18 protein-coding genes are annotated in these 12,812 nt (G+C 42.9%); 6 read left to right on the top strand and 12 right to left on the bottom strand.

Features of this window, described 5'->3' with window-relative positions; translation table 11 throughout:
* On the bottom strand, positions 1-1,779 hold the full coding sequence (gene iorA, locus D1151_RS01800; RefSeq protein ID WP_160202821.1) for an indolepyruvate ferredoxin oxidoreductase subunit alpha: 1,779 nt from the start codon (positions 1,777-1,779) through the stop codon (positions 1-3).
* Positions 1,780-2,213: 434 nt separating this feature from the next.
* Between iorA and D1151_RS01805 the strand changes: the two genes are divergently transcribed.
* Positions 2,214-2,861, top strand: coding sequence for a GntR family transcriptional regulator (locus tag D1151_RS01805; RefSeq protein ID WP_160202822.1), 648 nt, complete (start codon positions 2,214-2,216; stop codon positions 2,859-2,861).
* A gap of 109 nt (positions 2,862-2,970) precedes the next feature.
* Here the strand turns inward: D1151_RS01805 and D1151_RS01810 are convergent, their stop codons facing one another.
* From D1151_RS01810 to D1151_RS01855, 10 genes are all read right to left on the bottom strand, one after another.
* Positions 2,971-4,056 (bottom strand): hypothetical protein, encoded by a 1,086-nt coding sequence (locus tag D1151_RS01810; RefSeq protein WP_161907726.1) that lies wholly within the window; start codon positions 4,054-4,056, stop codon positions 2,971-2,973.
* A gap of 85 nt (positions 4,057-4,141) precedes the next feature.
* A complete protein-coding gene (locus D1151_RS01815) occupies positions 4,142-4,381 on the bottom strand; it encodes a DUF6485 family protein (RefSeq protein ID WP_160202824.1) in 240 nt (79 codons plus the stop codon).
* A gap of 27 nt (positions 4,382-4,408) precedes the next feature.
* Positions 4,409-4,663: a GyrI-like domain-containing protein gene (locus D1151_RS01820; RefSeq protein WP_330588241.1), complete on the bottom strand. Its 255-nt coding sequence runs from the start codon at positions 4,661-4,663 to the stop codon at positions 4,409-4,411.
* Positions 4,664-4,952: 289 nt separating this feature from the next.
* On the bottom strand, positions 4,953-5,915 hold the full coding sequence (locus tag D1151_RS01825; RefSeq protein ID WP_161907728.1) for an ORF6N domain-containing protein: 963 nt from the start codon (positions 5,913-5,915) through the stop codon (positions 4,953-4,955).
* A 270-nt stretch (positions 5,916-6,185) separates the two neighbouring features.
* The gene (locus tag D1151_RS01830) at positions 6,186-7,568 is read right to left on the bottom strand and encodes a site-specific integrase (protein ID WP_161907729.1); all 1,383 of its coding nucleotides are present in this window, start codon (positions 7,566-7,568) and stop codon (positions 6,186-6,188) included.
* Between the two features lie 14 nt (positions 7,569-7,582).
* On the bottom strand, positions 7,583-7,795 hold the full coding sequence (locus D1151_RS01835; protein WP_161907730.1) for a helix-turn-helix domain-containing protein: 213 nt from the start codon (positions 7,793-7,795) through the stop codon (positions 7,583-7,585).
* Positions 7,795-8,205: a helix-turn-helix domain-containing protein gene (locus tag D1151_RS01840; RefSeq protein WP_161907731.1), complete on the bottom strand. Its 411-nt coding sequence runs from the start codon at positions 8,203-8,205 to the stop codon at positions 7,795-7,797. The genes D1151_RS01835 and D1151_RS01840 overlap by 1 nt, the downstream gene beginning before the upstream one ends.
* Positions 8,198-8,437, bottom strand: a complete 240-nt coding sequence (locus tag D1151_RS01845) for a helix-turn-helix domain-containing protein (protein ID WP_161907732.1) — start codon at positions 8,435-8,437, stop codon at positions 8,198-8,200. Before D1151_RS01845 ends, D1151_RS01840 begins: the two co-directional genes overlap by 8 nt.
* 127 nt (positions 8,438-8,564) lie before the next feature.
* Positions 8,565-8,816 (bottom strand): helix-turn-helix domain-containing protein, encoded by a 252-nt coding sequence (locus D1151_RS01850; protein ID WP_161907733.1) that lies wholly within the window; start codon positions 8,814-8,816, stop codon positions 8,565-8,567.
* On the bottom strand, positions 8,809-9,192 hold the full coding sequence (locus D1151_RS01855; protein ID WP_161907734.1) for a type II toxin-antitoxin system PemK/MazF family toxin: 384 nt from the start codon (positions 9,190-9,192) through the stop codon (positions 8,809-8,811). The genes D1151_RS01850 and D1151_RS01855 overlap by 8 nt, the downstream gene beginning before the upstream one ends.
* Before the next feature lie 275 nt (positions 9,193-9,467).
* On the opposite strand from D1151_RS01855, the gene D1151_RS01860 reads away from it, so the two are divergent.
* The gene (locus tag D1151_RS01860; protein WP_161907735.1) at positions 9,468-9,698 is read left to right on the top strand and encodes a hypothetical protein; all 231 of its coding nucleotides are present in this window, start codon (positions 9,468-9,470) and stop codon (positions 9,696-9,698) included.
* A 71-nt stretch (positions 9,699-9,769) separates the two neighbouring features.
* On the opposite strand, the gene D1151_RS01865 is transcribed toward D1151_RS01860, so the two are convergent.
* The gene (locus D1151_RS01865) at positions 9,770-10,198 is read right to left on the bottom strand and encodes a sigma-70 family RNA polymerase sigma factor (protein WP_161907736.1); all 429 of its coding nucleotides are present in this window, start codon (positions 10,196-10,198) and stop codon (positions 9,770-9,772) included.
* A 359-nt stretch (positions 10,199-10,557) separates the two neighbouring features.
* Here D1151_RS01865 and D1151_RS01870 point away from each other — a divergent pair, with 359 nt between their 5' ends.
* From D1151_RS01870 to D1151_RS01885, 4 genes are all read left to right on the top strand, one after another.
* The gene (locus D1151_RS01870) at positions 10,558-10,932 is read left to right on the top strand and encodes a TnpV protein (RefSeq protein ID WP_016307781.1); all 375 of its coding nucleotides are present in this window, start codon (positions 10,558-10,560) and stop codon (positions 10,930-10,932) included.
* Between the two features lie 127 nt (positions 10,933-11,059).
* Positions 11,060-11,221, top strand: a complete 162-nt coding sequence (locus D1151_RS01875; RefSeq protein ID WP_161907737.1) for a helix-turn-helix domain-containing protein — start codon at positions 11,060-11,062, stop codon at positions 11,219-11,221.
* Between the two features lie 156 nt (positions 11,222-11,377).
* A complete protein-coding gene (locus tag D1151_RS01880; protein ID WP_016307783.1) occupies positions 11,378-12,079 on the top strand; it encodes a lantibiotic protection ABC transporter ATP-binding protein in 702 nt (233 codons plus the stop codon).
* A gap of 3 nt (positions 12,080-12,082) precedes the next feature.
* Positions 12,083-12,808, top strand: coding sequence for a lantibiotic immunity ABC transporter MutE/EpiE family permease subunit (locus tag D1151_RS01885; protein ID WP_016307784.1), 726 nt, complete (start codon positions 12,083-12,085; stop codon positions 12,806-12,808).
* Positions 12,809-12,812: the final 4 nt, after the last annotated feature.

Below are 12,812 nucleotides of genomic sequence, written 5' to 3' on the forward strand. Positions count from 1 at the left end.
TTATTTCTCCTCCTTTACGATGGCATCTACCGGGCAAACCTGTGCGCAAACGTCGCAGCCTACACAGTCAGCTCTATTGATATGTACTTTCTTAGTATCTTTGTCAAAGATCAGTGCAGGACATCCAGTCTTCTGACATGCCTTACATCCGATACACTTGTCAGGATCTACAACATCCTTTGTCTGGAACAGACCCGGGAATTCTTCCAGATCAGCCTGAGAGAATTTCTTCAGCACGCACGGCCATCTTGTGATGATAACAGATGGTTCATCCAGATCCCAAAATTCATCAAAGGCGGCGTCAACTGCTTTCAGGTCGTTCGGATCGATTACTTTTACATGCTTGATACCGATGGCTTTAACCAACGCTTCCATGTTGATCATGTTAGCTTCTTCACCTTTTACGGTGTAGCCAGTACCCGGATTCTGCTGATGACCCGTCATACCGGTAATTCTGTTATCGAGAATTACGTTGATGGTATTGCTGTTGTTGTAAACGGTGTTCATCAGGGAGTTTACGCCGGTATGGAAGAATGTAGAGTCACCCAGTACGGTAACAACCTTTCTCTTAATGCCTTCTCTGTTGAAGGTTTTCTGCGCGCCGTGCCCCATAGAAATAGATGCGCCCATACAGATCGCAGCGTCCATTGCATTATAAGGCGCGCCGTATGCCAAAGTATAGCAGCCGATGTCGCCAGTAATCATCACATCTTTTCTCTTGCCCAGTCTATAGAACAGTCCTCTGTGCGGACATCCTGCACAAAGTGTCGGCGGACGCTTGATGACTTTTTCTTTGTCATAAGAAATCTGCGGCAGTTCTTCACCGTAAAGCGCTTTTCTCAGCACGTCGGATGTCATTTCACCGTATGCAGGGAATGTATCCTTGCCGTGGCATGCAAATCCGAGACGCTGTACAAATTCTTCGATATATGGATCGTCTTCTTCTACGATATAAATCGTTTCTACCTTGCTGCAGAACTCTTTGATCATCTCTGTCGGCAGCGGGAATGTGAAGCCTAATTTCAGATAAGAAGCATCTTCTCCGAATACTTCCTTCGCATAGTAATAGGAAGGACCGGATGCGATAACACCGATTTTGGTTCCGTTCATCTCAGCAAAGTTGAACTTGGACTGTTCGGAGTACGCCTCCAACTTCTTGGTTCTTTCTTCCATGTTTACTCTGTTGACTCTTGCGTTAGCAGGCACGCAGACGAATCTTGCCAGATCCTTTTCCCAAGGTCTGTTGGCAACTTCTACTCTTTCGCCAACTTCTACCAGCGATTTAGAGTGACATACACGAGTAACCATTCTCATCAGCACCAATGCGCCATAGGTTTCGGAAACTTCATAAGCTTCCTTCATCATGTCAAGGCATTCCTGAGAGTCTGCAGGCTCAAACATCGGCATCTTTGCCATCTTAGCAAAGTTTCTGTTGTCCTGTTCATTCTGAGAGGAGAACATGCCCGGCTCATCAGCTGTTACCAGTACGGAACCGCCGTTTACTCTCATGGTGGCAAAGGTCATCATCGGGTCAGCAGCTACGTTTACACCTACGTGCTTCATGGAAGCCATGCTTCTTGCCCCAGCCATTGATGCCCCTGCTGCGGATTCCATGGCTACCTTTTCGTTCGGTGCCCATTCAGCGTAAATCTCCTTATATTTAGCAACATTTTCCAAAATTTCTGTACTAGGCGTTCCAGGATATGCAGATGCGTGTGTTACGCCAGCCTCATAAGCCCCTCTTGCAATAGCTTCATCGCCTGTTAATAATTTTTTCATAAGGGTGAATCCTCCTTCTTCTATCTACCAAGTAATCTCTTACATGATTAACTTCTTAACCACATTTTAGAACCGGAAATTTCCGTTGTCAATTGATTTCACCAAATCAACCTATATTTTTTTCAATTTTTTCCGCTTTATGTATATATAAACAATTTTTCTATCTATTTTTTATTTATTTATAATTATTGTATACAATAAACCGTGAATGCTCTATTTTTCCATAAATCCGATTTTTCCAATGATAAAGGTGCATATAATTACACATTTCCCGCATTTTCACCATATTTTTCCCGTAAAAATAAGGCATTATCAATCATTCATTATTTTTCGTCAAACCCTTTTCAAAGAAATCAGAAAACTATTGACATTATGGTGAAAATCCCTTAAAATATGCCTATCGATATGAAGACTAGACAAAGGAATACCAGACTATGAACAAGCCGATTAAGAAAGCCCCTATACGGGATCAGATTTACGACATCATCAAGAAAAATATAATTGAAGGAAAATACGAACCCGGAAGCCGCCTAAGCATTACAGCCCTTTCCAAAGAACTGAATGTCAGTAATTCTCCAGTGAGAGAAGCACTTTCCATGCTGAATCGCGACGGTATCATCGACATTTATCCCAATTCCGGACCCAGCGTCATTAAATTTTCCGAGCGAAGACTTGCACAGATTGCACAGGCAATTTTGAGCATGCTTCTTGGCGCCTTTGAAATCTGCCAGCAGACCGGCAGAATGGATCAGCTTGTAGAACTTTTACAGAAAACATTGAAAGCACAGATTGACCATCTGGAGGTAGACAATATGCAGGAATACGTTCGTTATTCCATCAGTTTCGAGTCCGCTTTCATCACCTGCTGTGACAATCCTTATATCACACGGCAGTACGGTCAAATCGAAGATTTATTTTACATGATTGTACTCTATAATCACTGGCATATTGACAGAAGCAGAAATCACACTGTCATGGAACACCAGCAGATTCTGAGCGCTATCATCAGCGGCGATTACAGCACCGCAAAGGATTTGCTGTCTGCCCATTATAATCGCTTCCAACTAAACGAAACAAACTAAATTCTTCCATCCCTTCTGCATACTCCCTCCTATTCTTTCAGAATTGAAGTATGCAATAGGAAAGCTCTTGCCTCTCCCCTTTCTGGCAAGAGCTTTTTTCATGAAAAAATTAATTTCTTTGCACAGTGTTCTTCCTATGTCCAATTTGCCACCGAAACACACAGAACAGCAGTATAATGCCCAGATATCCCGTAAAAGGATAAATAAATGCTACCAGTTTGTCAAAAGGCAGCTGCCCCAGGATAAAACTGTCAGCGCTGACCAGAAAAGCAATAATCAGAGACGCTTTACTCTTCGGTCTTGCAAGACCATTGCAGATGGACCAGAGCACCGGCGCTGCTGTAGAGAAGATGCCGCAGATCATAATACAGACAAACACCGTTCCCGCTGCAGATGATACGTTTTCTGCCAGTTTCAGAGAAGGCACGATACTGCTTTCTGCCAAATCCAGCCGTGAGGTCAATGCCAAATTCATGAAGATCACCGTAATCATCAGCAGTACGCCACCCGCAATGCCGCCAGCCGCTGCCTCTCTTTCAGATTTCGCATCCCTTCCCAGCGCCATCAGAAATGCAACTGAACTGACTGTATTATAGGCAACATACAAAATGCCGCTAAACCACCAGTTCTGTGCAGGGCGTGCATTCTGTAAAAATTCCACATCTACATTTCCCGCCATCAGATCACCAAAGTTCGCTGTAATCGTGCAGATTGCAATAAACACAGAAAAACCAATGATAAGCGGTCCCATAAGCCCTACAATATCAATGAGTTTATCAAGTCCAAAAGCAAAAGCGCCAAAGACCAGAAGCGCCATAATCAGTCCCCCTACATAGTAACTGACCCCGCAATACTCCGAAAGCGACGCTCCTGCACCGGAAATCATCACAGCAAGGACTGCAAATAAATAAAACAGAACAAAATATTCATAAAAAGTTCCCAGTATTTTTCCGCAAAAAAGCTGGTATGGCTTTTCTGCAGCTTTTTCACCTACCCGATGTCCAATCTTCATCAGGCTGCCACCTGCCCAGGAAAAAAGAATCATACTGACAATGGCTCCAGCGATTCCCATAGTTCCATAAGATGTATAAAACTGTAAAATTTCCTGTCCCGTTGCAAAACCAGAGCCGATTTCAAAGGCGATATAGGCTCCAGCATACTTCATAACCCGGATGATACTAATTCTTTCTTTCAACGCGAATCCCCCTTTGTACTTCCTACCAGAATATGCGGACAAAGAAAAAAATAGACCGAAAGCCTCTGCTTTCAGTCTATCCATTTTACATGTTCACTTGCTTGCCGTCCTCGCCAGAAGACTCTGCTACCACTCTTGCAAAATCCTCCCATTTATAGCTGCCCCGATCAGTCTCTCGATCCGGATCCTGTGCATTAAAAAAGCAGCTAGGAATTTCTCTTTCTTTCAGATTCTTCGCAATGCAAGGCGTGCATCCTTCATTATGATTGACCGGGTTAAAAGGACAATCATAGTCATTGCAGGTACAAAAACTCACTTTCCCCATGTTGTAGCGCCTCCTCGTTTTTTCTTATCATACTCTATTTTCCTCCGCTGCGCAAGCTTTCTTCACAGGATGCCGAATCACAGTTTTGCACCGCTGTGCGGCGACTCTTCTTGGATCGGACAGATAAATTTCGTGGTGCCGCCGGTTTTCTGTAAAGTCTGTCACAAAACCCTGCTCTGCCACGTATGCCTCCATCAGCGCCACCGTTTGCGGCTCGTCATCATAAGTCCCCACGTGCATGCACTGAACACAAAGTCCTTCCTCCATCGTCAGATATTCCACTTTGGAGTAGAACCATTTGCTAGTAGGCAGCTACCTCTTAGTGTTATATAATCCCTGTAAATCCCTACCTTTCACGAATCACGAATGTTATCTCGTACCGACCTGTGACTGCTGATTTTAAGGTGTTTTAGATGCTCCTTTTAGCAGGCGATTAGCAAGGGGATTGAATTTAGGGAAATGGTATGCTGTAAACCGTTTCCCATTTCGTATCTGCATTTCACAACTGGTGTTAAAATAGTTTAAACTGTTTGCTGTTTAAGGTCACAAATTGTGACCTTAAAGAAATCTACTATTCTTCGGTTTCCAGTTCCAACCGCTGCAATATGTCCTTGATAATTCCCTCGTCTTGGATAAGATTGATTCCAAAACACTTTTTCCCTGCGTCTTTCAAGGATGCTCCTACATGATAGGCTGTCGTTCGGTCAAGAATCAAAAACCTGTCATGAAATACTTTTGTATATTTTACTTCCAATGTCGGATATTGTGCATTAAAATTCTCCACATCCGTTTTAGTCAACTTTGTCCGTTTCAAAGTATATACCTTGACCGCCACATTTTCCTTTTTCTTGGAAAGAAGATTTAATGTCCCAACATCAACATATCCGTCTATTAGAGTAATCTCTTTGTCCGCTTTCTGAATAAGGCTGACAATCAGACTAAACGCATCATATATCTGCCCATCAAAAAACACCTTTTGATTAGATTCCTCATGTTCGGATATGTACTCAAATATCTGCTCTAATTTTTCGTCTGTCTGTTTTTGATATTCCAACTGCCGCAATTCAACTGTGCTAATACGTTCAAAGAGCAGAGCATTGTTGGAGATAAATCGCCGCATCTCTACAAAAGATTTCATTATACTTATGCTTACTTGTACAGCCACATCACTTCGTAAAACGGCAGAAAGCATAGCAATCCCTTGTTCTGTAAATACATATGGTAAATATCGTCTACCACCCTTTTTCATTTCATCTTCCTTTGAGGTCGCAAATTGCGACCTCAAAGATTCTGTCTCTTCTACATTTAATTGAAAACGGAATTCTTCTGGAAAACGAGCAATATTTCTTTTTACTGCTTCATTGAGCCTTTTAGTTTCTACTTGATACAGCATTGCTAAATCACTATCTATCATAACCTGTTGATTACGAACAACATAAATCATGCTTTTTATATCAAATTGAGTTACTTCGGTATGTGGCTCTTGAATATCCGTATTAACTTTTGTCAAGGCTTTCTGCTCGGTATCAGCCATATCTACCGTCCTTTCTATTTTTGAGGTGCCAATTTGCTACCTCAAAATCATCCAAAACTTGAAGTCGCAAGTTGCGACTTCAAATTCCCACACTTCGTATTATTCTAAACTAAAAATTCAAAATTAGAATTTCAAGTCTTATGTACGCTCATTGTTTGCCTTTATAGTATATCATACATTTTTCTACGGGAATAGACATAATCTTACCTTATCCATAGAAAAAGAGAATAAAACAACCTGTCTTAAAAATTGCCTTATCCTCTATGTTCCTTATAAATTTTTCGCCAATGTTTTCAACAACGCCGCCATCTCTGGATTGGCAAGCAGCTTGAGAAGCATTTCTTGGTCTGTCTGTGATGCTGTTTCTTCCTTTGTTTCTTCCTGCACTTCCTCCGCAACAGGGGCAGCTTTGCTCTGGTAAAACTGTTCTTCAAACCTCTGTGCATTTATCCGTCTGTCATCATCTATGATGTGGGAATACACATCGGCTACCATTTTGACCTGTGCATGTCCAGAATCGCCCTGCACGGATTTCATATCGCCACCGTTGAGCTTCAACTTATATGTGATACTCGAATGACGGAAACTGTGAAAGACGACTGGCGGTAAATCATTATCTTTAATGAGCTTCGCCAATGCCCGATTGATAACCTGTCCCTCAATCGGTCTGCCGCAGGATGAAGCGAATACAAGGTTAAAATCCATATATTCATCTCCGAACAGCTCTTTGAGGTTTTCTATATCCTCACGCCTGCTGACGAGCATTTGTGCAACCGTCTTAGGCAGGAATATCTTTCGGATACTGGTCTTTGTTTTCGGCTCTTTCAGCACCAGAGAGGTATGTGTGCTTGCTACCGCAGGTGGGAACTTGAATATAACACCCTTTTCCCCTAACTGTTCCAGAGCATTGCGGTTGACACGCTGCAACTCTTTATTCACGAAAATATAAGCACAATCGTTCTTGATGCTGTTTTCGGAAATGTCGATGCAGTCCCAAGTCAGACCGAGCATTTCCCCCATACGCAGAGAACAGGAAAAAGCAAGATTTAATGCCAATGACAGATTATCGTCATCGCAGACCTCCAATGCCTTGAATAAGGTTTCCGCTGTCCAGATGTCACGCTCCTTGTGTTCCTCTTTCGGAAGTGTAGCATTTTGTACGGGATTTCTTGACATCAGCTCCCACTTTACACCTTGATTGAAGGCGTTGCGAAGCAGCTTATGAATTTCTCTTACTGTATGGGCTGTGAGGTATTCATGGGTCGGCTTACGGTTGTTGACTACCTTTGCCTTGACTGACAACAGGCTCTGGTAATATTTGTCCATCGTCCTCGGTGTCACCTCTTCCAGTTTCATATCTCCGATAAGGGGATTGATATAATTGAAAATCAAGCTTCTTCTCGCTTCATAAGTTGACATCGCCCAAGTATTCACTCCATAAATGGACATATATTCTTCAAGCAGGTCGCTGACGGTACTTGCAGTCGGGACAATGAATGTCCCTGTTTCCTGCTCAAATTCCACCTGCACCTTACGCTTTTTTGCTTCAGCATTAGTGGCAAATGTTTCCCACTTCTGCCTTTTCACGCCGTTTTCATCTGTATAAGAATAAACTACGGAATAGCGGTTTTTTCTCTTTACGATTGATGCCATGCTTTCTCACCTCCTTACATCGTGCTGTCAAGCCAAGCGTCAAAGCTGCTTTTTACAATTCGGATTCCATTGCCCATGCGGACACTCTGAAACAGATTCTTCTTTATCAGTGCATAAGCGGTAGGTCGGCTTATGCCTAGCATCTGCTGAATCTCTGCAACAGAATAGCTTTTTTTATTCTGGGCGGTGTTCAAAGCCCCGCCCATCTCTGCAATATGTTCTTTCATCAGTCTATAACCTCCTTATGTACGTCAGCCTTTATGTAATGGGTCTGGGATTGATACCATTCCTCAAAGCTGTCTTTATAAATCCTTGTGGCTTGCCCCACCTTTGCGGTACGAAACATCTTTTTCTTTATCAGCTCATAGATGGAGCTATCGGAAACGCCGAGTGAATCTGCTGCTTCCCGAACAGAAAAGGTAATGCCTGTCCAGTTCTTCCCCGGCGGAGTGCCGTCAACCTTTTTATAATGGAGCTGATTATCATACCATTTTTCAAAGCTGTCCACCATTACCCGCATTTTTCCTGCGATAATGACCGTTTCAAAGTATCCTTTCTTTACAAGCCAGTAGGAATCTGTTTTCCCGATTCCAAGCAATCGCCGCATTTCTGTTACGGATATACTTTTCTTATTCATCAGCCTGCACCTCCCTCTGGGAGCCAAGCCATCTGTCAAAGCTCTTTTTTGATATGCGGTAATTCTTTCCTACTTTGACACAATGGAAACAGCCCTTTTTTACTAAATCATAAGCGGCTGTCCTGCCTATGCCTAAAATGCTCCGTATCTCGTCTACGGTATATACCCGCTTTTCGTATGTAATAAGAGGGGGAGAGGTTCTGCCGTCCCCATTTGCTTTATTTCTGCCCATTGATTTTCCTCCGTGATGTTTATATTCGGCTCGTCAGCCATTGCATCCTGCTATATAGCCAAGCATCTTTGCTTGGCTATATAGTATTGCATCACGGGTCAAATGTGAAACGTACAAAATCAGTTTTTCAGACAGTTTCGCACACTTGACAAGGGTTCATTTCATTATCAAGCCATTCATCAAAACTCTTTTTTGATATGCGGATATTTCCGCCTATGCGGACGCTGTGGAATACCCCCGATTTGACAAGGCTGTATGCGGCGTTCCTGCCTATGCCCAAAATGTCCTGTATCTCATCCACCGTATAAATCCGTTTCTCATACGGCAACGGCATCTCTGTTTCTTCCTTATTTAATGCTGCAATCTTATCTTCAAACATTGTCCACCCTCCTGTCTGCTTTCTGCACATTCTTTACGCCAATGCTGATAAGCAGGGGATTCGTGATTTCTTCCATACACCGCTCATCAAGCTGTGCCATCCTCTCTTTCAGCCGTTTCTTATCTATTGTGCGTATCTGTTCAAATAAAATAATGGAATCAGCGGGAAGTCCTGCAATCCCATCTAAACAGAAATGTGTCGGCAGTTTTCCCTTTTTCGGTCTGCTTGTAATAGCGGCGATAATGACTGTCGGGCTGAACCTATTGCCCGTATTGTTGGATATGATAAGTACGGGTCGTGTGCCGCCCTGTTCTGAACCGATAACGGGATTCAGCTCTGCGTAATAAATGTCACCACGCTTTATAATTCTATCCATAAGTGTCTGACCTCCTATCTGGATTTAGGCAGGTATATCCTGCCTATGTAGCAGCCAGACGCAGGGAAGTATTTAAGGTCGGAAGAGCATAAAACAAAACTCTGTTTCCATAGACCGCCCTGCATCTGGCTTTATGATAAAAAAGCATTTTCTATTTGTCCTCGACACCCCGAAAATGCAAATGCGTTGCTCACGCAGGGAAATCGCCAAACGGTCAGCAGCGAACTGACGCCACGGGAGTTGCACCCCAACTGTCGGTCTGACAGAGCCGCCCAATGCTAACATTCAAGACGGGAGTACCATTATTCTCTTTGTGGGTCATGGCGAAATCGGGAGCTGCCCGATATTTTGAGTCGGTATTTATCCGCTCACCACCTTTCATCGCTTTCTGCTTATCGGCAGGTCATGGCGTACCGCTGCACACGCTTATGCTCATCACAATCACAAAGAGGAAGTATTTGACGAATGAGTATTCAGTTGTCAAAGAGCTGTCCCGTTCTCGTTGAGTAAAGAAAACTGGGTGAGAGGATTTTTGCCCTCTCACCCAGTAGCCGATGGGAAAGTGTGATTTTCCCCTCTACCTGAAAAACTTTTTTAATTTTTCTTTGAGCCTGTCCATACGCCTGTAAACTGCTTTCTCTGTAATGCCCAGATATAACGCAATTTCATGGACAGAATAGCCGTTTGATTTCATCCATGCACTTTGCAGTGTAAGCCTGTCCACCATAATGAGGATTTGATAAAGTTGCGGATTTTCAATGCTGTCTAAAAATTCTTCTACCGTCCTCACTTCGGGCTGCGCTGCATCCTCCGCAATTTCATCAAGGTATGTACCTGCATCCTGCCATTTCTCATAGTACCGCCTGTCGGAATTGAATATCGCCCAATCATGGACATGGAGCTTTTCAATATCATCTTCATCAACTCCCAAACTTCTAAGCTGTCTTTCCTCAGCTTCTTTCCATATACGCCATTTCCGTTCTTCTCTGGCTTTGTTGTATGCCATAATTTCTTTCCTCCAATCTGAATTTTTTTGAAAATCCAGATTGGTAGGCGGTGAACGGCATCCAACACTCAAAACAATCTTGTGGCATATTTCATCAAAAAAAGACAAAAGAAAAACCGCAAAGGCTGTCACCACATAAGGAGATAATTTGAAAACATTATTGGAACACAACTTATGGGGAATAGCAAAGGCAAAGCCAGCGTAAGAAGCGTTTCTGCTTCTTATGCTGGCTTTCTTTATACCAAAAATAAAATCGCACATTCGCAAAGTGGAAAATCCTTTGCTACACTTTAGGCGAAGGATGTAGGACAGATTTTGCGGACATTTAAAATAAAAAAAGAATGTGGAGGTAACAGACAATGGCAAAGACGATTTTTGAGGAACTGGATGGCAAATACGAACGGCAAGGAGATTATCTAATACCGTGTATAACTTTACCCACCGAAGAAGAACAGCCGATAGGCACATGGGGACAGCGGCATCTGGACTATCTGAAGCAGTACCGCAAAGTTACATACACCAATCTTCTTACAAGCGGCAGACTGAATACTTACCTTGCCGATATTGACAGGCAGGCGCAGGAACGCTTTGAACGGCTCATAGAGGGAATGAAACAGGCACAGGGCATAACGGAACGCCTAAAAGAAGAAAACGCCTTAGAATGGACAGGGCGGCTGGGTAACATAAGGGCTTGTGCAAGGGAGATTGTGGAGGAAGAAATCTTATACACATAACGGAGTAGCGACAGGGTGTAAAGCTCTGTCGTTTTTCTTTTTTGGGGGATAAAAATTTGCGTTTTATGAATTGATATGTTTGTTCAAACGGCTATGGTAGATACCGTGCAATTTGAGGAGAACAGAAATGTTTGAGTATATGACGGCACAGGACGCAGCGGAGCTTTGGGGAATATCGGTAAGGCGGGCACAAAGGCTCTGTAAGGAAAATCGGATTGAGGGCATATTGAATATCAATCGGGCATGGCTCATACCAAAAGGAGCTGTTAAACTTGCCGATGCCCGATAAAGATAACCCGATAAAGCAAAATTAGCTTCTCCCATTTACCTTATACTGATATGGCAGACGTTAATCAGGATTTTAAAAAGATTCCTTATCTTTATGAAATCTTCAAAAACATCAGCTATTCTTTTTCCATAATCAAAAGAAAGGACAGTACAGACTATGGAAATGATTTTGAAAACAACAAACCTCTGCAAATCTTTCAACGGACAGACGGCGGTAAACAACATATCGCTGAACATTGAAAGAAACTCCGTCTATGGATTATTGGGACCGAACGGTGCCGGGAAATCTACGACGCTCAAAATGATTACGGGCATTTTGAAACCGACCTCTGGGAATATCGAATTTGACGGTCACGCATGGAAACGCAGCGACTTAAACCATATCGGAGCGTTGATTGAAATGCCGCCGCTTTATGAAAATTTAACTGCCTATGAAAATCTAAAAGTAAGGACTACTATTTTAGGACTGACAGATAAGCGGATTGACGAAGCGCTGCAAATCGTCCGGCTGACGGAAACAGGCAGGAAACGAGCCGGACAGTTTTCTCTTGGTATGAAACAGCGTCTTGGAATTGCGGTTGCATTACTGAACAACCCGAAACTGCTCATACTTGATGAACCAACCAACGGGCTTGACCCGATTGGGATTGAAGAACTTAGAGAGCTTATCCGTTCTTTTCCGGCGAAAGGTATTACGGTTATCCTGTCCAGCCACATTCTTTCAGAAGTGCAGCAGATAGCCGACCATATCGGCATTATCGCGGGTGGCGTTCTTGGATATGAGGGAAAATTGAACACAAACGAAAATTTGGAACAGCTTTTTATGGACGTTGCAAAAAACAATCACAGGGAGGGTTAAGGCATGGACTATCTGAAATCAGAACATTTGAAATTCAAGAGGACAATATCGAACAAACTGATTTTCATTGTTCCGCTAATCACAGCTATTTTTGCGTGGCTTATGGGTGGATTTATGGGATATCAGTACATGACGCTTTACTGGTGGTATGCGTTCCTGCTTCCGGGAGCAATCGCAATTTTGTGTTCTTTGTCACACAGAAAAGAAGAAAACGCCGGGAAATACTATTCGGTATTTTCTATGCCTGTAAACCTTTCAAGATTTGAATTTGCCAAGGGCATTATCTTAGTCGAAAAACTGCTTGTTTCAGCGATATTTTTAGCATTGCTTATTTCTATCAGTAATATCATTGCTCCGGCAACGGCAGTATATTCTCTTTTACACAGCATTGTAGGAAGTATCGGGATTGTCCTTGCGTCTGTCTGGCAAATCCCTTTGTGCCTGTACTTAGCACGCAAAACGGGAATGTTTGTGCCGATTGTGTTAAATACAATACTTGGAATTGTTCTATCTACTGCTACTGCATTAGGAAATACAATAGCATGGTGGTTTGTACCGTATTGTTGGGCGGCAAAACTGGCAGAGCCGCTTATGGGAATTGAAATAAACGGGACTTATGCGGGGAATTGTGGATTTTCTATATCCATTATAATTTCCATTGCGTTGTCAATACTCTTGTTCCTTATTTTGTCCTATGCCGACGCAAAGGATTTTTCCAAAGGGAGGTAGACGG

Source organism: Emergencia sp. 1XD21-10 (assembly GCF_009936045.1).
GTDB lineage: Bacteria > Bacillota > Clostridia > Peptostreptococcales > Anaerovoracaceae > Senimuribacter > Senimuribacter intestinalis.